The sequence below is a fragment of the Leclercia sp. M-A074-M genome (assembly GCF_965195605.1).
In the GTDB taxonomy this organism is placed as follows: Bacteria; Pseudomonadota; Gammaproteobacteria; order Enterobacterales; family Enterobacteriaceae; genus Enterobacter.
This window is the reverse complement of the sequence record NZ_CBDAHM010000009.1, coordinates 69,308-88,857: the sequence shown is the minus strand read 5'-3', so window position 1 is coordinate 88,857 and position 19,550 is coordinate 69,308. Positions and strand designations below refer to the sequence as shown.

Here is a 19,550-nt window from a genome sequence, read left to right as displayed (position 1 = left end):
GGGAAACGCAGCGCGTCGACAGCGGACAACGTCGTATTAATGTACTGAAAACAGGTAGTAGAGGACTATGAAAACGGATATCCGCACGCTGGATTTGAATCTTTTGAAAACTCTGGATGCTCTGATGGATGAGCGCAGCGTCACCCGCGCGGCATCACGCTTATCCCTGACCCAGCCCGCGGTCAGCGGCATGCTCAACCGCCTGCGCGATTACTTTGACGATCCGCTGTTTATCCGCGCCCCGCACGGCATAGTGCCAACCACGCGCGCCGAAGAGCTGGCCGCCCCGGTAAAACGTATTCTGGCGGATATCGACGTGCTGCTGCAGCCCACCGGCTTCGATCCCCTGAGCGCCAGCATGACCTTTACCGTTGCCGCCACCGACTACGCATTGCGGGCAGTAATGGTGCCCTTTATCGCAGCCCTTAAGATACGAGCGCCCGCCATCCGCGTGCGGGTGGTACCGGTGGAATCCGACCGTCTGGTCAGCCAGCTTGAGCGGGGCAGCGTTGACGTGGCGCTGATCACTCCACACACCACGCCGGCCGAATTGCATAGTCGCGCACTTTATGATGAACGGTACGTTTGCATGATGCGTGCCGACCATCCGGACGCGGGCAAACCGCTTTCGCTGGCACGTTTTTGCGCCCTAGAGCATGTGCTGGTCTCTTACGAGGGAGACGGTTTTCGCGGGGTGACCGATAGCGTGCTGGAGAAAATTGGTCGAATGCGGCGTGTGGGACTTTCGGTGAGCCATTTTTTAGTACTACCGGACGTGCTGGCTCTCAGCGATATGATTGCCACCGTACCATCACGCATCGCCGAAAATCAGACGGAGATGTTCGTCTGCGAGACACCCGTTTCCGTGCCAGGCTTTACCAAAAGCATGGCCTGGCACGGCAGAACGCACCGCAATCCCGCGCAGGCCTGGTTGCGCGAGCTAATGCTTAAGACCAGTCAGCGCGCCTGAAGCCCTTTCAGCAGCGCCTCATGGAAACGCTGCGGATCCTGCATCTGCGGGGCATGGCCCATATCGTCAAACTCCACCAGCGTGGCGTGTGGGATACGTTTCGCCGTCTCCTTCCCCAGTACCGCATAGTTGCCGAGCGTTTTACGGATCTCCTGCGGGGCGAGATCTTTGCCGATGGCGGTGTTGTCCTTCGTGCCGATCATCAATAATACCGGCATCTTCAGTTCACTAAATTCGTAGATCACCGGCTGGGTGTAGATCATGTCGTAGAGCAGCGCCGAGTTCCAGGCCACACGTTCTTTTCCCGGCCCGTTGTTCAGCCCGGCGAGCATGGTGACCCAACGCTCGTACTCCGGCTTCCACTCTCCGGCGTAGTAGGTGTTTTTTTCGTACTGGCGGATGCCGTCGGCGCTGGTTTTTAGCTCGCGCTGATACCACTGGTCGACCGTAATGTGCGGCACGCCGCGCGCCTTCCAGTCCTCCAGCCCAATCGGGTTGACCATCACCAGCTGTTCCACCTCCTGGGGCCACATCAGCGCGTAGCGGGTCGCCAGCATGCCGCCGGTGGAGTGACCAATAACGGTAACGCGATCGATCCCCAGCTCTTTCAGCAGGGCATGGGTGTTATCCGCCAGCTGCTGGAAGGTGTATTGATAGCGCTCCGGCTTGGTGGATTTGCAGAAGCCCACCTGATCGGGTGCCACCACGCGATAGCCGCTGGCGGTGAGGGCGCGGATGGTGCCATCCCAGGTGCCGGCGCAGAAGTTTTTACCGTGCATCAGCACCACGGTCCGGCCGTTGGCGTTTTCCGGCTTCACGTCCAGATAGGCCATATCCAGAGACTGTTCTTGCGAGGTGAAGGTGAAGTGTTTTACCGGCCAGGCGTAGTCAAAACCTTCCAGCTTTTCGCCGTAGGTGGGGGTATCGGCCGCCATCGCGGGTGAGGCCAGCGCCACCAGCAGCGCAAGGCAGGACAATCGTCGGGTCAACATGCAAGCTCTCCGTTAGCAAAAGGGCTGAGGCTGCGCGAAAGGCGGCAGCAAACTAAAACTGTAGAGCATAGGACGGAGCGGATGTGTAAAGCGGGGTAAGGTAATCGGGGTGAGAATGTAAAAAAGCCCGGCATCACGCCGGGCAAAAAGTGACCTGCATACTCAGGCTGCTTTCAAACGTTGTACGCGTTTTTCGCGGCGGATCTTGCGCTCTTCCAACACCGCAACCATCGCCATCAGGACGATACAGCCGATGGCTGCCGCATCCAGCGCGGCAAAAGTGCCTGCCCAGCCGGTGAGGCCGAAGATCGGCGTGCCGTCGGCAATCATCCCCAAACCGAGCTTGGCGAAGCTGTCGCCGATCAGGTAAGCGAAGGTGCCTTTAATCCCATCGGCAGCGCCGATCGCTTTTTTCGGCACAAAACCTACCGCCGCCACGCCGATCAACAGCTGCGGACCAAAGACCAGGAAGCCGAGCGCGAACAGGGAGGCGAGATAGACGTACTGGTTGCTTGCATGCTGATAAATACCCAGCGTGGCGATAATCAGCGCCAGCGCGACGCAGGCCACCAGCGCACGACGGCCATTGGCGAGATCCGAGAGCCAGCCCCACAGCAGGGTGCCGACCAGCGCGCCTACTTCAAACAGGGTGAAGCCCTGGATCGCCACCTCTTTGGAGAGCTTCAGCTCCTGGAAGGCATACACGGTCGACCACTGGTCGATACCGATGCGCACCACGTAGAGGAAGATATTGGAGAAGCAGAGCAGCCAGATCACTTTGTTTTTCAGCACGTACTCAACAAAGATCTGCCATTTGGTCATCTCGTTCTCTTCAGTCTCTTTGTCCTCTTCGCTGATCTCTTCATTAAACAGCTCTTCGGCTTTACCCAGACCGTATGATTCCGGGGAGTCACTGCCGAAGCGCAGGCCGATAAAGCCGACGATCAGGGCGATAATCGACGGGAAGATAAACATGCCGATCACGTGGCCGTCGAAGAGGTAGTTCGCGCCGAACAGCGCCACCCCTGCCGCACCCGCCCCGCCGAGGTTGTGGGAGATGTTCCACATGCCGAGGTACGAGCCCCGCTTGCGGCGCGGGGTCCATTTGGTGATGGTGGAGTAGCTGCACGACCCGCCGGTACTCTGGAAGAAACCGCTCAGGGCGTAGAAGGCGATCATCAGAAACAGGCTGACGGAGCCCGCGCCCATGCTGGCGCTGAAGCCGAGCATACAGATGGCGGAGAGGATCAGCATAAACGGCAGGAACTGCTTGGTGTTTTTGCCGTCCGCATAGTACGAGACAACGGTTTTCCCCACCCCGTAGGTGATGGAGAAACCGAGGCCAATCATCCCCAACTGGGTCATGCTCAGCCCGTAGGTCGAGATCATGTCGTTCTGCGCGATGTTAAAGTTTTTGCGGATCAGATACATGGTCAGGTAGCCGATAAAGACCACCAGGTAGGACTGCATGAAGGGTTTGAACCACATTTTGCGCCGCACATCGAGCGGCAGATCCAGGGTCGGCTTGCGCACCTGATTGAGGAAGGCCAGCATGGTTTGCTCCTGAGCTGATTTTTACCTGCGAATGGCAGGCATTGTAAAAATCAGCCAGGAGAGATGCCTGAGACAGCGTCCAGGCGGAACCGGGAAAATTTCTTAGTTTCGCGCCACTCGCGGTGAAAAGGTGAGGCGCATCACATCACACTGGCTTCACGCGGGGCCTGGGCATTAAGGAACGGCAGCAGCAGCAGGGCCGAAATCCCCGCCGCGATGGCGATCACCGCGAAGAACCCGCTCCAGTGCCAGGTGTCGATCACCCTGGCCAGCGGCCAGCCGGAGAGCGATGCCCCGAGGTAGGCGAACAGCCCGACAAAACCGGTCGCCGCCCCTGCTGCGTCCTTGTGGGAGCACTCCGCCGCCGCCATGCCGATCAGCATCTGCGGGCCAAATACAAAGAAGCCGATGGTAAAGAAGCACGCCGCCTGCATCACGTAGCTGGCGAACGGCATCAGCCACAGCGAGCCGACCGAGAGCAAAATCCCGGCGGCAAAAATGAGATTCATCGGGCCTCGGTTGCCGTTGAAGAGCTTATCCGAGCCCCAGCCCGCCACCAGCGCGCCGATAAACCCGCCCAGCTCAAACATCGTCACCGCCGAGTTGGCGGTGACCAGATCCACACCCAGCGTCTCGGACATGTACAGATTGCCCCAGTCATTGATCGCCGCGCGCACCACGTAGACCAGCACGTAGCAGAGCGACAGCAGCCAGATATAGGGGTTTTTCAGCACATATCGGGTGAGGATCGCCTGGCGGGACAGCCCGGCCCCCTCCTGCTGCTGGGCAATCTCCAGCGCGTCGTGCCGCCAGTCGCCCACCGCCGGCAGACCCACGGTTTGCGGCCGATCGCGCAGACGCCAGCAGAGAAACAGCCCGGCGAGGATCGCGAGACAACCGGCAATCATCATCCCCGCGCGCCAGCCGTAGTGCAGCGCTGCGGCACCGACCACCATCGGGATCAGCGCCCCGCCGACGTTATGGGCGGTGTTCCAGATCGCCCACCAGCCGCCGCGCTCGTTGCGCGAATACCAGGCGGTGAGCAGGCGGGCACAGACCGGCGCGCCCCAGCCCTGGAAAAAGGCGTTCAGCGCCCACAGCAGGGCGAAGGCCCACAGCGAGGTGGAGAAGCCGAACAGGATGTTCACCACCCCGGTGGCGATCAGGCCAAAACCCATAAAGTAGCGGGCGTTGGAGCGGTCGCTGACGATGCCGGAGAAGAACTTCGACAGGCCATAGGTGATGTAAAACAGCGTCGCCAGCAGGCCGATATCGGTGCGGGTCATCACCCCGCTGGCGAGGATCTCCGGCGCGGCGGCGTTAAAGCTTTTGCGGGTGAAGTAGAACAGCGCGTAGCCGAGCCAGAGGGTGATCAGAATATGGCGTCGCCAGTAACGATAGCGGGCGTCGATTTCCGCCTTATCGCTTATCGGGACTGCATCGACAGGGGGTTTAAACATGGTGACTCCGAAGCGGTAAACTGACGCTGACGCGCGTCCCGTGTGTGCAGGAGATAGTCAGCGTGCCGCCCAGCGCCTTCACGCGTTCGCGCATCCCCGCCAGGCCAAAGCCTTGTTGCCCTGAGCCCGGCGGCAGGCCGCAGCCATCGTCTTCAATCACCAGCCTGAGGCTTTCATCCTGCTGCCAGCCCTGCAGCGTCACCGCGCTGGCGTTGGCGTGTTTGACGATATTGTTCAGCCCTTCCTGACAGACGCGAAACAGCGTGACGCGCTGGCCTTCACTCAGCAATGATTCATCAATGCACCAGTCGAGATGGCTGACGATGCCGCGGCTCTCCAGCTCCATCTCACGCATCAGGGAGCGCACCGCCTGTTCCAGGGTCAGATCGTCCAGCTGGCGCGGACGCAGCCTGCCCAGCAGGCGACGCACCGAGTCATACACGCCCAGCGAGAGCTGTTCGATATGCGCCCCGCCCTGCTTCACCCCGGCGTTGTCCGCCGCCAGACGCTGGACGATACCCGCCTGGGTACGAATGGCGGTAATGGTCTGGCCGATGTCGTCGTGCAGTTCACGCGCCACCTCCTGGCGCACGCTCTCTTCGGTCTCCAGCAGGCGTTCTGCCAGGCGGCGATTGCGCGACAGCTCGGTTTGCAGGGACTGGTTCAGCTCACGCAGACGCTGAATGCCCGCGCCGAGCAGCAGCCCGGTCAGGCTCTGGGCCAGCAGAGAAAGCAGCAGATCCACCGGGTGATCGTGCCAGGTCTGGCTGGCAATCAGCGCGATGGCGTTCATCAGCGTGGCGATCAACGCCCCCTGCCAGCCGTAATGCCAGGCGAGCGCGATGATCGGCAGCGCCAGACAAAACGGCGTAAAGCGCGACAGCTCTGCGGGCAGGCCAAGCTGCAACCACAGGCTCACCACAAACAGCAGCAGATACCAGATGAGATGCCGGGCGCGCCAGTTGACGGGCTGAGAAACCAACGCCGGGCCAAGGGGCTGCCAGACGGTGCTGGTGAGGTAATGCCAGATGACGAGGCAGGTCGGGGCCAGGGTCAGGCCGCCGGTCAGGGTCAGCAGCAGGGTGTTCAGCATCTCCTTTTCGCCCACCCACGGCAGGGACTGCAACAGCGCGGCGGCGATCAGCGCCGCCCCCTGGCGCAGCAGGGTGCGCCAGTCGCGCTGGTGACGATAGCGGGAAATAAGCGCAACCGGGAGGAGCGTGAGCAGGCTTCCGGTCATCAATAAGGGCAGATACGCGAGGGCGACTTCCTGCGACAACCAGATCAGCATCAGCCACTCTGCACCCAATAAAACCGGCCAGTAGCCGCGCGGGCATTGCAGCATCAGCCCCAGCCGCAGGCCGAAAGGGAACAGCAACACCGCCAGCTCCGGGCGTTCTACCAGGTGCAGGCTGATGCTCCACAGGCAGAACCAGGCGGCGGAGAAGATAAAGAAGCTGGCGACCACCGCCACCAGCCGGGAGAAAAAGGCGTGCATTACCAGCCGTCAAACATGCGGCGCGCCAGCTCAACGTCATTGCTGACGCCCAGTTTTTCCATCAGGTTGGCGCGGTGAACGTGTACGGTTTTTGGCGACAGGCCAAGCTCAAGGGCGATCTCTTTCACCGCCATTCCCTGAGCCAGCTTTTCCGCCACCTGGCGTTCGCGTCGGGTAAGCGGGTCCTGGCGTCCGGCCGCCAGCTTGAGGGCGATATCTGGCGTCAGGTAGCAACCGCCGGTGGCGACGGTGCGCACGGCGGCAATCAGCTCGTCCGGGCTGCAGCGTTTGGAGAGAAACCCGCGCGCGCCCGCGTTCAGCGCCTGCTCTACCAGCGCCGGACTGTCGTGAACCGAGAGCATGATGGTCGTTATTCCTTTCGGCAGCTGGCTCAGCAGCTCCAGCCCGGAGAGGTCCGGCATTGAGATATCGCAGATACAGACCTGCACCCCGCATCCCGGCAGGCCGGCCAGCGCCTCGCGGCCGGAGCCGAACTCGGCCACCACCTGAAAATCGGGCTCCAGGCTCAGCAGCTGGGCAAATCCGGAGCGGACGATAAGGTGATCGTCGATAAGGGCGATGGTGGTCATGGTGCATTCCTGGCGGGATTAAAAAACGCGCTTACCTTAGCGATAAGCGCGTTACTGTTCAAGCGATGAACGATTCGTGCCGTCAGAGGATGCCTGTGGTCACCGTAAAGCGGCGGGTTTCGGCCGGAGCCAGCGAAATCAGGCTGCCGCTGTGCTGTGCCGCCAGGAACCCTTCCGGGCGGCAGGTGGCCGGAAGCACGAACGCCGCCACCTGCTGATCGCCGTTGTAGAGTATCCAGCGGGTGGCGTAGTTCAGTTCGGCGCTGGCAAAACGCGTAACAAAGGTGACGCCATCCGGGGCGATCATGCGGAATTCCGGGCTATCCGTATAACGATCGAGCTGGTCGGTGAAGAAGACAATCTCCGGATCGTAAAATTGCGGTTCAGAGAGGGTCTTCAGGGTCGCTTCGCCCTGCTGTACACGCTGGTTGAACGCCAGCCACTGTTCGGTAGGTTTAACGTGCGCCGGGATCGACTCGCGCAGCTGAATGGCTTCATCCGGGACGTTCTGGCTGAAGGTGGCCCCCTCAACATACGCATAGTTCATATGGCACATGTACTGGAGCGGCATGGGCACCGTCGCCAGGTTGGTTACCGCCATGGTGATCTCAAACAGGGCGCTGGCTTTACGTAACGTCACCGCCGGCTGCGCCTGATAATGATGACCGAAGCCCATCACATATTCATAGCGTCCGGTCACCGTCAGGCTGTCGCCCTTCAGCTCCAGCCAGGCTTCATCCATTGGCGCGCAGGGCATTTCGCCGTGCAGCGGATGGGTATCTTCCGGGGACGGGCAGCCGTTTGCCAGCAGGCCCGAGTGGAAGGCAAAACAGCCATAGGTTTCCACCACCTCTTTTGCCGCTTTGGGCTGGCGGAACATATTGCGCATCGTCAGGTCGCGGCCATCAAACTCCGCATCCCAGATCATCTGCCCCAGCCAGGGGAGGATCACCAGGTGGCCGCGGCTGTTTTGCACCCGCAGCCCCTCCACGCCGCTGGCGTAGCGAAACGCCGTCACCGTGAAGTCATCGTTTTGCAGCAGGGTGCGCGGCTGTTCGGTAAAGAGCGCGCGCCACAGGGGAAGTTGCGTCATGGTGTTTCTCCTCAGGAAGCGGTGGCTTCGGTCAGTTCACGGCGCACTTTGCTCTCACGCCAGAAATAGACGCCCACGTAGACAAAGCACAGCATCGAGACCAGGAAAGAGGCCTGCAGCGAGTGGAACAGATCGGCGACATAGCCCTGCACCGCAGGCACGACTGCCGCACCCACAATCGCCATCACGATCACCGCGCCCGCCATTTCGGTATGTTCGTTGTCCACGGTATCCAGGGTTCCGGCGTAGATAGTGGCCCAGCATGGCCCGAAGAGAATACTGACCAACACCGCAACGTAAACCGCGCTAAAGCCTGGCGCCAGCGCCACATAGGCCAGGAACAGCGCGCCGACCACCGAGTACATAATGAGCACCTTCGCCGGGTTAAAGCGGGTCATCAGAACGTTGGCGATGAACTTGCCGATGAAGAAGCAGGCAAAGCTGTAGACCATAAAGTTGGAGGCGTCGCGTTCGTTGATATCGCCCAGCTCCAGCGCCAGACGGATGGTGAATGACCACACCGCCACCTGCATGCCCACATAGAGGAACTGCGCCACAATACCGCGACGGAAGCGGGCATTGGTGGCGAGGTAGCGCAGGGTATCCATCGCCGACGGGCGCTTACGCTCCGTGGTTTGCGCCACTTTGCAGGTGGGGAAGCGGGTTAACAGAAACAGAACCATCACCACCACCAGAACCATAATCATATACTTGTAAGGCTCCAGCGTGTTCTCCAGCATCAGGATCTTAAAGTTGTGGATCTGCTCGGCGTTCATGCCTGCCATCTGTTTTTCCAGGCTGTCGCCTTCGGAGAAGACCAGATATTTACCCAGCAGGATGCCTGCGGCAGCGCCAATCGGGTAGAAGGTCTGGCTAACGTTCAGGCGCAGCGTGGCATAGGCTTTCGAGCCGATCATTGAGCTGTAGGTATTAGCCGCCGTTTCGAGGAAGCTCAGACCAATCGCGATGGCAAAGATGGCCGCCAGGAACATGGTGTAGGTTGCCATGTGCGAGGCCGGGAAAAAGAGCGTACAGCCTACGATATAGAGCGTTAATCCGATTAAGATCGCCACTTTATAGCTGGTCTTTTTAATTACCAGCGAGGCCGGAATAGCTATCAGGAAATAACCGCCATAAAATGCGCTTTGCACCAGCGCCGAGGCAAAATTGCTGAGTGCAAAGACGCTTTTAAACTGCGTAATTAAAATATCATTTAAAGCAGCAGCGCATCCCCATAATGGGAATAAGCAGGATAACAAAATAAACTGGAACAGAGGGGTTTTATTCAGATAGCCGTCAGGCATCTGAATGATGTTTTTATCGTTCATAGTGCTACCTTTTATTTCGCAGGGTTTTATTATTCGTTCAATGCCAGAAACTCATTGAATTGTTCGATGCTGGGGTAAGAAGACTGGGTGCCTTTCCCGGTGACGCTGAAGGCGGCAAAGAGGGAGGCTTTTTTCATGGCGGCTTCAACGTCGCCGCTCTGGACATAGTAGTGGGCGAAGCAGCCGATAAAGGCATCACCGGCCCCGCTGGTATCGACGGCATTTACTTTAAAGGCCGGGACTTTAACTTCCCGGTCGCGCGTCATCCATAGCGCCCCTTTTTCACCCATGGTGACAATAATATTATTCAGCCCTTTATCTACCAGCGAACGCGCCGCGAGGCAGATATTTTCGTAGGTATTTACCGGCATGCCGGTCAGAATTTCCAGTTCGGTTTCATTCGGCACAAAGAAATCACATTTGCAGGCATAGGACATATCTAATTCACGTAATGCCGGGGCCGGATTTAATAACACCTGAATACCGTGTTTTTTACCAAACTCGATGGCGTGATAAACCGTCTCCAGCTGCACTTCAAGCTGTAAAACAATCAGCTGACACTTTTTCAAATCCTCTGCCGCGCGGTCGATATCTTCCGGCGAGAGGAATTTATTGGCGCCTTTCACAATCAGAATGCTGTTGCTGGAGTTGGCGTTCACAAAGATGGGCGCCACGCCGCTGCTGGTGCATGGCACTTTTTCCACATAGGTGGTGTTGATGCCCCAGGACTCCAGATTGCGGATGGTGTTATCGGCAAAAATATCGTCACCGACTTTGGTCAGCATCATCACCTTCGAATTGAGCTTGGCCGCCGCCACCGCCTGATTCGCGCCTTTGCCGCCACAGCCAATTTTAAACGCCGGGGCTTCAAGGGTTTCGCCCTCTTTCGGCATCTGATTGATATAGGTGATGAGATCCACCATGTTGGAGCCGATAACCGCGATATCCATGTTTACTACCTCTCTGAAACAATCACTCAACAATGATATTATCGTAACATTATCATGTTATTTTCGTATCATTTGTGACTGCGATCGCGATTAGCGGATCCATTGACGTCGGTTAATGTTTAATCTTCGCGCGGAGTTAAAAGTGAAAAGCAATGTCGGGAATTTAAAATTAACTCATTAATTACAACAGATTGGATGATAATGACAGTTTCAGAAGCGGCTTTTCTTTCCGGCCGGGCGGCAGTATAGTATGACGCAACAAAAATGTTCCTGACGCATCATGCATGTGTTTAAAGGAACATCCTACTGTGCGGAGAGGGTGAATGGAGACGAAGCAAAAAGAACGAATCCGGCGTCTGGTGGAGCTGTTAAAAAAAACCGACCGCATCCATCTGAAAGATGCCGCCCGGATGCTTGAAGTCTCCGTTATGACTATCCGTCGCGATCTCAGCCCGGATAACCATGAGACCGTGCTGCCCCTGACCCTGCTGGGCGGCTATATCGTGATGGTTAATAAACCGGCCACCGCGCCTGCCGCACCGGTGGTACGCAGCCAGACTCACCACCCCGACGATCTGCCTATCGCCATTCTGGCGGCGGGCATGGTGGCGGAAAACGACCTGGTCTTTTTTGATAATGGCCCGGAGATGCCGCTGGTGATTAGCATGATCCCCGACGACATTACCTTTACCGGCATCTGCTATTCCCATCGCGTATTTATGGCGCTTAATGAGAAGCCCAACGCCACCGCCATTTTGTGTGGCGGCACCTACCGGGCAAAAAGCGATGCGTTTTATGACACCAGCAACCCGTCGATACTGGACTCCCTGAACCCGCGCAAGGTGTTTATCTCCGCCAGCGGCGTGCATGAGCACTATGGGGTTACCTGGTTTAACCTTGACGATCTCGCCACCAAGCGCAAAGCCATGCAACATGGCATCCGCAAGATCCTGCTGGCCCGTTACGCCCTGTTTGATGAAGTGGCCCCCGCCAGCATCGGGCCGCTGTCGGCATTTGATGTGCTGATCAGCGACCGCCCGCTTCCGGCAGACTACCCGGCCCACTGCCGGAACGGCTTTGTGAAAATCATCACCCCGGACGCCGCCGGGGAGTAAGTTACTCGAAGAACACCGCAATTTTGTTAAACATGGTCGGATCGGACTGGTTACGCACCACTTTCACCACATCTTCCAGCTTGTCGATCTGGGCCATCATCTGCTCCAGACGCTGGTCATCATTCACCAGTAGCCAGATACGGCTGTGCTCGCTGCCCTGGATTGGTAAACAGAGGATGCCTTCCACGTTGAACGCCCGGCGGGCAAACAGCCCGCAGACGTGGGTCATGACGCCTGGGTGGTTGCGGACGGTGAGTTCCAGAATGACATTATCATTTTGCTTCTGCATGGCTTATTCCCCCACCATTTCTGTATTGGCCGCACCCGGCGGTACCATCGGATAAACTTTTTGTTGTGGATCGATACGCACGTGGATCAGTGCCGGGCCTGGGCGCGAGATCGCCGCCTGAAGTGCGGCCTGCGCATCCTCTTCGGCATTCAGATCGCAGGTGTGCAGGCCAAACCCGGCGGCAATCTGCATAAAGTTAATCATCCCCGGATAGGTGGCGGCAAAGACGCCCTGCTTGTAGAACAGGCTCTGCTGCTGATGCACCAGGCCCAGCGCTTCGTTGTTCATCAGAATGATTTTCACATCCAGCTGGTTTTCCGCCGCGGTGGCCATCTCCTGGATGTTCATCATCAGGCTGCCGTCGCCGGAGAAGCAGATCACCTTGCGGTCCGGATTCGCCAGCGCCGCGCCCACTGCCGCAGGCAGGCCAAAGCCCATGGTCCCCAGCCCGCCGGAGGTCAGCCACTGACGTGGACGGTTCAGTGGATAGGCCTGGGCGGTCCACATCTGATGCTGTCCCACATCGGTGGTGATAATGGCGCTGTCGTCCACGCAGGCGGCCACGGCGTTAATCAACCCGTAGTGGCTCAGCGGATCGCCGCCGGTCGGGATAGCGCCCGGGAACTCCTGCTGCAGACCGGTAACCTGCTCACGCCACGCGGTGCGCGGAGTGGCGTCGATGTGCGGCAGCAGCTGCGCCAGCACCTCGTCAACGTCGCCCTGGATCGCCACGTGCGGCTGCTTGATTTTGCCCAGCTCCGCGCGGTCGATATCCACGTGAATGATTTTGGCGTTCGGGCAGAACTGCTCGGTTTTGCCGATCGCCCGGTCATCAAAACGCGCCCCGAGAACAATCAGCAGGTCAGCTTCCTGCAGAATAAAGTTGGTGCTGCGCGCGCCATGCATCCCGAGCATACCCAGCGACAGCGGGTGCGCTTTGGGCAGCATACCCAACGCCATCAGGGTCATGGTGGTTGGCAGGTTGGCCTTTTCTGCCAGGGTACGCACCGCATCAGGCGCGTCGATCACCCCGCCGCCCAGATAGAGCACCGGACGCTGGGCGGCGTTAATCATCGCCGCCGCCTCGCGCACGCTCTCCGCGCTGAATGCCGGCGATGGCGCACGGGTGCCTGGCTCTGGCAGTACCTCGATCTCAATTTCAGCGGTCTGCACATCCTTAGGAATGTCTATCCACACCGGACCCGGACGACCGGACTGGGCGATACGGAACGCATCGCTGATAACCTGCGGTAATTCGCTGATATCGCGCACTAAATAGTTGTGCTTGGTGATGGGGATAGAGATGCCGTAGGTGTCCACTTCCTGAAACGCATCGGTGCCGATCATCGAGGCAGGCACCTGGCCGGTAATGCAGACTAACGGAATGGAGTCGAGACGCGCGTCGGCGATGGCGGTCACCAGGTTGGTGGCCCCCGGCCCGCTACAGGCCATGCAAACCGCCGGTTTGCCCTGGGTACGCGCCATGCCCTGGGCGATAAAGCCTGCGCCCTGTTCGTGTCGCGCCAGCACGTGACGGATCTGCGTGCTCTGGCTTAAGGCGTCATACAGCGGGAGTACCGTTCCGCCAGGGATACCCGCAACCGTGGTAATGCCCTGACGTTCCAGCAGATGAACGATTAACTGCGCGCCTGTGAAACGCGTCTTGTGTGATGTTGTGCCCGAACTTGCCATGCTCCAGTCCTCTTATTGTGATCTGAGCCGACTTTCCGGGGGGCTTTAAACGAAAAACCCCGCCGGTTTGCGCCGGCGGGGTTTGGAATCGTGTGTTGATCCAGTCCCTACGGCGCATTGCCGACGACGACCACCACACGCACGACGACCACTGCGGCTGGTTGCGCAGTTTTTAGTAGGGTCGAGGTCAGCATGGAAGAGGTCATTAGGAACCTATCTCTGGAATCATTGATAGAATTTATACAAACACAGGTTTTCAGGCGTGACAATGGAAATATTTTCATCTGCGCAAAAATGCGTCAGGGATCACGTTTCGTTTATTAGGTGATGAAAACAAAAAACCCCGCCGGAGCGAGGTTTTTTTTACAGCGTTTGCGGCTGGTGACCGCAGAGCACACTGTGTTACGTCAACGCCCGAAGTATACGCGATCGCACAGGAACGCGCAATTTGGGGCACGGATTTTGACGCATTTGAGTATGGATCGCCCTTCACGTTTTGTCCATAAATTACTGTTCATATATACAGTATTTATCTATACTGGTGGTGTTCACAGGGTGTGAGGGGAGCCGCTCGTAGTACACCGGCGCAACGAAGTCCTGGCTGAAACGGGTGGTGCCGTCAGCGCCTCCACTCCCCAACTGAGCACACTGTGTTACGTCAACAAAGGTGCTGGTCACAGGCGGCGGAAAGGTAAGCCAGCATCGTGCTCCTTAACCAGAGGAGACGCGTATGAGCGTAGTGGATATGGTTGTACTTATCCTCAAACTCATTGTTGCAGCACTGCAACTGCTTGATGCTGTCCTGAAATACGTGAAGTAATTCAGGTTCAAGTCGCACCGAAGAGGGGCGGGAAACCGCCCCTCTTTAACAACGATAATAACGAGGGAATGCTATGTCGCGTTTGCTAATTGAACCCGTTACGCCGGACGAACCGGGGTATATCGCGCTTAAGGCCGAGAGCGTCGCGCGCAATTTCAACATGCTGCGCAGGCTGGAAGAGAACTGGCAGCGCGGCGAAAACCGCTTCAATGCCCCCGGCGAAAAGCTGCTGGGTGCGTTTCTCAATGGCAAGCTGGTAGGAATTTGCGGACTAAACCGCGATCCGTTCAGCCAGCAGCCGCGGGCCGGTCGCATCCGCCATCTCTATATCAGCGAAAAGTGTCGCGGGCAGGGTATCGGCAGGCAGCTGCTCGATGTGGTGATGGCCGATGCCAGCATCTGGTTCGATTTTCTCAATACCCATGCGCCGCAGGCCGCCTGGGCCTTCTACCAGCGGTCAGGCTTTACGCTGGTCGCCGATGAACCGCGCGTGACGCACCGGCTGTTTTGCGCGGTTTAAGCAAATGAATTAACGCTGGCAACATTCGTTGCCGCTGTCGTTTAAAAATCCTGCCTTCTTGCCTCTTCCCGTTATTCAGCCGGGTACTTAACTTGTCATTTTCCTGTGGTAGATTCCTCGCGCATTTATGGGAATGCGTAGTCACTTATTCTTTATTTCTCACTTTTGGCAAAAGTATTCAGCGACATGAAAAAACAGCGGAACGTTAATTTACTCTTGATGTTGATCTTGCTGGTCGCCGTCGGTCAGATGGCGCAAACCATCTATATCCCGGCCATCGCGGGCATGGCGAAGGCACTCCAGGTGCGCGAAGGGGCAATCCAGAGCGTGATGGGCGCCTATCTGTTGACCTATGGGGTATCGCAGCTCGTCTACGGCCCGCTTTCGGACCGCGTGGGTCGCCGCCCGGTGATCCTGGTCGGCATGACGATTTTTATGATCGCGACGGTCATCGCCATGACCACCCACAGCCTGAGCGTGCTGATTGCCGCCAGCGCGTTGCAGGGCGTCGGCACCGGCGTCGGCGGGGTGATGGCACGCACGCTGCCGCGGGATATGTATCAGGGGAGCCAGCTGCGTCACGCCAATAGCCTGCTGAACATGGGCATCCTGGTGAGCCCGCTGCTGGCGCCGCTGATTGGCGGCCTGCTGGATACCGTCTGGTCCTGGCGGGCCTGCTATGGCTTCCTGCTGGTGCTGTGCGCCATCGTCACCTTCAGCATGGCGCGCTGGATGCCGGAAACCCGGCCTACTGAGGCGCCTCGCACCAGACTGCTCACCAGCTACAAAATCCTTTTCGGCAACGGGGCGTTTAACTGCTACGTGCTGATGCTGATTGGGGGCCTGGCGGGTATCGCCGTATTCGAAGCCAGTTCGGGCGTGCTGTTGGGCGCCGGGCTGGGTCTCAGCAGTATGGTGGTAAGTATTCTGTTTATTCTGCCGATCCCGGCGGCGTTCTTCGGCGCCTGGTTTGCCGGACGCGCCAATAAACGCTTTACCACCCTGATGTGGCAGTCGGTGGCAAGCTGCCTGCTGGCGGGGCTGATGATGTGGATCCCGGGGCTGTTCGGGGTGATGAATGTCTGGACCCTGCTGATCCCGGCTGCGCTCTTCTTCTTTGGCGCGGGGATGCTCTTCCCGCTGGCGACCAGCGGCGCGATGGAGCCCTTCCCGTTCCTCGCGGGCACCGCCGGGGCGCTGGTGGGAGGATTGCAGAATATCGGCTCCGGCGCGCTGGCCTGGCTCTCGGCGATGATGCCGCAAAACGGACAGGCCAGCCTTGGTCTGCTGATGACCTTAATGGGGCTGCTGATTGTGCTGTGCTGGCTGCCGCTGGCCTCCCGCGCCTCACATCACCAGCAGGCGGTGTAGCGTTCACTTGCCCTCGCGTCCGTTTCCTGTTTTCTTAAGGGGATAACGCCTGCGAGGAACCTATGACGCCACAGACCCAGACATTAATCGCGCAATATCCCCTGCTCAATGCGCTGATCGCCCTGAAAGAGACCACCTGGCTTAACCCCAAAGCCACCACGCTGGCCGAAGGGTTGCCGCACGTTGGCCTGACCCAGGCCGACGTGGATGATGCCCACGCGCGCCTGGCGCGGTTTGCGCCGTACCTGGCGAAAGCGTTCCCGGAAACGGCGGCCACAAACGGGATTATCGAATCGGAGCTGGTCGCCATACCGGGGATGCACAAGCGGCTGGAGACGGCGTTCGATATCACCCTTCCCGGCACGTTGCTGTTGAAAAAAGACAGTCATCTGCCGATCTCCGGCTCCATCAAAGCCCGCGGCGGCATCTATGAGGTGCTGACCCACGCGGAAAAACTGGCCCTCGCCGCGGGCCTGTTAACGCCGGAGGAGAATTACAGCATCCTGCTGGAGCCGCGCTTCAAAGATTTCTTCAGCCAGTACAGCATCGCCGTGGGGTCGACCGGCAACCTGGGGATGTCCATCGGCATCATGAGCGCCCGCATCGGCTTTAAGGTGACGGTCCATATGTCCGCCGACGCCCGGGAATGGAAAAAAGCGAAACTGCGCAGCCACGGCGTGACGGTGGTGGAATATGAGCAGGACTACGGCGTGGCGGTGGAGCAAGGCCGCAAAGCGGCCGAAAGCGATCCGAACTGCTTCTTTATCGACGATGAAAACTCCCGCACCCTGTTTTTAGGCTATGCCGTGGCAGGCGCACGACTGAAAGCGCAGTTTGCTGACCAGGGCCGGGTGGTGGACAGGGATCATCCCCTGTTTGTCTATCTGCCATGCGGCGTCGGCGGCGGCCCTGGCGGCGTGGCGTTTGGGCTGAAGCTGGCCTTTGGCGACCATGTGCACTGCTTCTTTGCCGAACCTACCCATTCACCGTGCATGCTGCTGGGGGTTTATACCGGGCTACATGACCAGATTGCCGTGCAGGATCTGGGGATCGATAACCTCACCGCGGCCGATGGCCTGGCGGTAGGCCGCGCGTCCGGTTTTGTTGGCCGCGCCATGGAGCGCCTGCTCGACGGGTTCTATACCCTCTCCGATCAGAGCATGTATGACATGCTGGGCTGGCTGGCGCAGGAAGAGCATATTCGTCTTGAGCCCTCCGCGCTGGCGGGAATGGCCGGGCCGGTACGTCTTGCCACTGCCGGGCACTATGCGCTGGACAACGCCACCCACCTGGTGTGGGCCACCGGCGGCGGCATGGTGCCGGACGAGGAGATGGCGAAGTATCTGGCAAAAGGGCGGTAACTTACTGGCTCTGGCGTAACAGGGTCATTAACTCGATGGGCGAACGGTGATGGCGGATAAGATCGCGCATCACCCGCATATGCGGGGCACAATGGCGAAAGAACGCCAGATACCCCGCGCACAGCGCGCTTTTGCCCTCCACCCGGTGTTTCGGGCAGTCGCCGTTGCACAGGTAAAGCGCCGGGCAGGCCTGGCACTCACCGGGTAAAGTGGTTTTTTTACGCTGGCCAAAGGCGATGGCCGCCTCACTGTTATTAAGCTCTGCCAGCGGCGTCTGGTGGATGTTACCCAGCCGGTACTCGGGGTAGACATAGTGATCGCATTGATAGAGATCGCCCTGCGCCTCCAGCGCGAAGGCGTGGCCGCAGGTGACGGCGAGGGAACAGATCTGCGACGGATAGCCGCACCAGACCCCTAACGTCGAGTCGAAAAGCTGCACAAAGATGCGACCAATATCCTCCCGCACCCAGATATCAAACACCGACGACAGGAATGCTCCCCACTGCGCATCGCTGACTGATTCCGGGTTGTCGTGCTCCAGCAGGGGAAGAAACTGCAGATACGGCGTGCCCAGCGCGCGCAAATAGCGATACATGCGCTCCGGCTGGCCGCTGTTCTGCCGGTTGATGACCGTCAGAAGATTAAACGACACCTGATGCGCTCGCAGCTTCTCTATCGCCGCCAGCACCTTATGATGAGTAGGGTTGCCGCTGCGGCTGACGCGATAAGCATCATGCAGCGCCGCAGGCCCATCGAGAGAGATACCCACCAGCCAGCCCTGTTCACGAAAAAATACACACCAGGCGTCATTGAGCAGGATGCCGTTGGTCTGAAAAGCGTTGTGGATACGTTTTCCTGCGCCATGCCGCTGTTGCAGTTCCACGACACGACGAAAGAAATCCAGCCCGCACAGGGTCGGTTCCCCGCCCTGCCAGGCGAACTGTACCTCTGGTCCGGGCTGGGCGGCGATATGCTGTTGAATAAAGGTTTCCAGGGTGGCGTCATCCATGATCGCCTGTTTAGGCTTATCGATATAAAAACAGTAGCGGCAATTCAGGTTGCATCGTGAGCTGGCTGGCTTGGCCATAACCTGACATCCTGTCATGTAATACCCCTGATAAAAATAATGAGATGGTGGACATGGCTAGCAGCAAACAGTAATGCGAGGGATAACACTGCGAGGGCGATCAAAAATTTAATATGCACCGGTCGGGATGATGAAAAATCATACAGAGAAACATCCATTTGCGCCCTGCTGCGGGTGTAATACCAGAGGATCAGCGCCGCGATTGCCAGTACACCCAGCGCCACCCAGAACAGCTGCCCTGCCTGCTGCCAGTTGTGTTTAACCGCCAGCACCATCAGGGCGCCGTAGCCCAGCAGGGTGCGCAGCCAGGCGAGCGAGGTCCGCTCCGGCTGCAGTCCCGGATCGGCCAGGCGGCGGGCTTTGCGATTATCCGCCATAGAGCACCAGTCCCATGACAATCACCGCCACCACCATCAGGATCAGGCTGATAATCAGCAGGCTGTGGGTATAGGGCAGGTCTTCTTTCAGGCGCATCGCCTTTTCATTACGCAGCCAGCGCAGGTAACCGTAGATCGCCAGCCCGCCGGAAAAGAGGCACAGCAGCAGCGCCAGCAGCTGGCGGATCACCGGCGTGGCAAAGTCGGGGGCCAGCTGGTCAAGGCCGACACCGGCTGCCAGAAAGCCCAGTGCGGTGCGGATCCAGGCCAGAAAGGTGCGCTCGTTTGCCAGCGAGAAGCGATAATCCGGCGCTTCGCCGAGGCGGGAAATTTTCATAACTACTCCTGTCTGGCTGCTCATCGAATAAAACTCAGGCAATAGTAACGTATACAGAGAAGTCATTCCCACCCGCAGGATCCGGTGGTGACAGCCGTATAACCACAGCCAGGGAAACGGGTTACAGGTGGTGTAAAGGCGGCAAG

20 protein-coding genes are annotated in these 19,550 nt (G+C 58.7%); 6 read left to right on the top strand and 14 right to left on the bottom strand.

Annotated elements, in window-relative coordinates:
* Window positions 1-67 precede the first annotated feature (67 nt).
* Complete coding sequence (locus ACOKCT_RS18210; RefSeq protein WP_103177661.1) at window positions 68-970, top strand: LysR family transcriptional regulator; 903 nt, start codon at window positions 68-70, stop codon at window positions 968-970.
* Here ACOKCT_RS18210 and ACOKCT_RS18205 read toward each other — a convergent pair.
* The 8 genes from ACOKCT_RS18205 to rbsK form a co-directional block, all read right to left on the bottom strand.
* Window positions 958-1,962: an alpha/beta fold hydrolase gene (locus ACOKCT_RS18205; RefSeq protein ID WP_103177660.1), complete on the bottom strand. Its 1,005-nt coding sequence runs from the start codon at window positions 1,960-1,962 to the stop codon at window positions 958-960. The two genes, ACOKCT_RS18210 and ACOKCT_RS18205, sit on opposite strands and share 13 nt — an antisense overlap.
* Window positions 1,963-2,124: 162 nt before the next feature.
* The gene (gene uhpT, locus ACOKCT_RS18200) at window positions 2,125-3,516 is read right to left on the bottom strand and encodes a hexose-6-phosphate:phosphate antiporter (RefSeq protein ID WP_103177659.1); all 1,392 of its coding nucleotides are present in this window, start codon (window positions 3,514-3,516) and stop codon (window positions 2,125-2,127) included.
* A gap of 140 nt (window positions 3,517-3,656) precedes the next feature.
* Entirely contained in the window at window positions 3,657-4,976 is a 1,320-nt protein-coding gene (locus ACOKCT_RS18195) for an MFS transporter (RefSeq protein ID WP_103177658.1), read from the bottom strand.
* Complete coding sequence (gene uhpB / locus ACOKCT_RS18190; protein WP_103177657.1) at window positions 4,969-6,474, bottom strand: signal transduction histidine-protein kinase/phosphatase UhpB; 1,506 nt, start codon at window positions 6,472-6,474, stop codon at window positions 4,969-4,971. The genes ACOKCT_RS18195 and uhpB overlap by 8 nt, the downstream gene beginning before the upstream one ends.
* Entirely contained in the window at window positions 6,474-7,064 is a 591-nt protein-coding gene (uhpA, locus tag ACOKCT_RS18185; RefSeq protein ID WP_263950109.1) for a transcriptional regulator UhpA, read from the bottom strand. Before uhpA ends, uhpB begins: the two co-directional genes overlap by 1 nt.
* An 82-nt stretch (window positions 7,065-7,146) precedes the next feature.
* Entirely contained in the window at window positions 7,147-8,157 is a 1,011-nt protein-coding gene (locus ACOKCT_RS18180) for an aldose 1-epimerase family protein (protein WP_103177655.1), read from the bottom strand.
* A gap of 11 nt (window positions 8,158-8,168) precedes the next feature.
* On the bottom strand, window positions 8,169-9,485 hold the full coding sequence (gene fucP / locus ACOKCT_RS18175) for an L-fucose:H+ symporter permease (protein WP_103177654.1): 1,317 nt from the start codon (window positions 9,483-9,485) through the stop codon (window positions 8,169-8,171).
* Between the two features lie 29 nt (window positions 9,486-9,514).
* Window positions 9,515-10,435: a ribokinase gene (gene rbsK / locus ACOKCT_RS18170; RefSeq protein WP_103177653.1), complete on the bottom strand. Its 921-nt coding sequence runs from the start codon at window positions 10,433-10,435 to the stop codon at window positions 9,515-9,517.
* A gap of 323 nt (window positions 10,436-10,758) precedes the next feature.
* Here rbsK and ACOKCT_RS18165 point away from each other — a divergent pair, with 323 nt between their 5' ends.
* Window positions 10,759-11,550 carry a DeoR family transcriptional regulator gene (locus tag ACOKCT_RS18165; RefSeq protein ID WP_103177652.1) on the top strand — a complete coding sequence of 264 codons (792 nt, stop codon included), beginning with the start codon at window positions 10,759-10,761 and terminating at the stop codon, window positions 11,548-11,550.
* Between the two features lies 1 nt (window position 11,551).
* Here the strand turns inward: ACOKCT_RS18165 and ilvN are convergent, their stop codons facing one another.
* From ilvN to ivbL, 3 genes are all read right to left on the bottom strand, one after another.
* Window positions 11,552-11,839: an acetolactate synthase small subunit gene (gene ilvN / locus ACOKCT_RS18160; RefSeq protein ID WP_039032259.1), complete on the bottom strand. Its 288-nt coding sequence runs from the start codon at window positions 11,837-11,839 to the stop codon at window positions 11,552-11,554.
* A 3-nt stretch (window positions 11,840-11,842) separates the two neighbouring features.
* The gene (gene ilvB / locus ACOKCT_RS18155; RefSeq protein WP_156653651.1) at window positions 11,843-13,531 is read right to left on the bottom strand and encodes an acetolactate synthase large subunit; all 1,689 of its coding nucleotides are present in this window, start codon (window positions 13,529-13,531) and stop codon (window positions 11,843-11,845) included.
* A 107-nt stretch (window positions 13,532-13,638) separates the two neighbouring features.
* A complete protein-coding gene (ivbL, locus tag ACOKCT_RS18150; protein WP_103177650.1) occupies window positions 13,639-13,737 on the bottom strand; it encodes an ilvB operon leader peptide IvbL in 99 nt (32 codons plus the stop codon).
* A 524-nt stretch (window positions 13,738-14,261) separates the two neighbouring features.
* On the opposite strand from ivbL, the gene tisB reads away from it, so the two are divergent.
* The 4 genes from tisB to dsdA all read left to right on the top strand — a co-directional run bounded on the left by tisB (window position 14,262) and on the right by dsdA (window position 17,603).
* On the top strand, window positions 14,262-14,351 hold the full coding sequence (tisB, locus tag ACOKCT_RS18145; protein WP_039032257.1) for a type I toxin-antitoxin system toxin TisB: 90 nt from the start codon (window positions 14,262-14,264) through the stop codon (window positions 14,349-14,351).
* Window positions 14,352-14,424: 73 nt separating this feature from the next.
* The gene (locus ACOKCT_RS18140) at window positions 14,425-14,871 is read left to right on the top strand and encodes a GNAT family N-acetyltransferase (RefSeq protein ID WP_420193751.1); all 447 of its coding nucleotides are present in this window, start codon (window positions 14,425-14,427) and stop codon (window positions 14,869-14,871) included.
* 186 nt (window positions 14,872-15,057) lie between these two features.
* Window positions 15,058-16,242, top strand: coding sequence for a multidrug efflux MFS transporter EmrD (emrD, locus tag ACOKCT_RS18135; protein WP_420193750.1), 1,185 nt, complete (start codon window positions 15,058-15,060; stop codon window positions 16,240-16,242).
* 62 nt (window positions 16,243-16,304) lie between these two features.
* Complete coding sequence (dsdA, locus tag ACOKCT_RS18130) at window positions 16,305-17,603, top strand: D-serine ammonia-lyase (protein ID WP_420193749.1); 1,299 nt, start codon at window positions 16,305-16,307, stop codon at window positions 17,601-17,603.
* A gap of 1 nt (window position 17,604) precedes the next feature.
* Here the strand turns inward: dsdA and ACOKCT_RS18125 are convergent, their stop codons facing one another.
* The 3 genes from ACOKCT_RS18125 to ACOKCT_RS18115 are packed head-to-tail and all read right to left on the bottom strand — an operon-like array spanning window position 17,605 to window position 19,404.
* Entirely contained in the window at window positions 17,605-18,708 is a 1,104-nt protein-coding gene (locus tag ACOKCT_RS18125; RefSeq protein ID WP_159340377.1) for an anaerobic sulfatase maturase, read from the bottom strand.
* On the bottom strand, window positions 18,705-19,067 hold the full coding sequence (locus ACOKCT_RS18120) for a DUF202 domain-containing protein (protein ID WP_159340378.1): 363 nt from the start codon (window positions 19,065-19,067) through the stop codon (window positions 18,705-18,707). The genes ACOKCT_RS18125 and ACOKCT_RS18120 overlap by 4 nt, the downstream gene beginning before the upstream one ends.
* Complete coding sequence (locus ACOKCT_RS18115) at window positions 19,057-19,404, bottom strand: YidH family protein (RefSeq protein ID WP_103177645.1); 348 nt, start codon at window positions 19,402-19,404, stop codon at window positions 19,057-19,059. The genes ACOKCT_RS18120 and ACOKCT_RS18115 overlap by 11 nt, the downstream gene beginning before the upstream one ends.
* Window positions 19,405-19,550 lie beyond the last annotated feature (146 nt).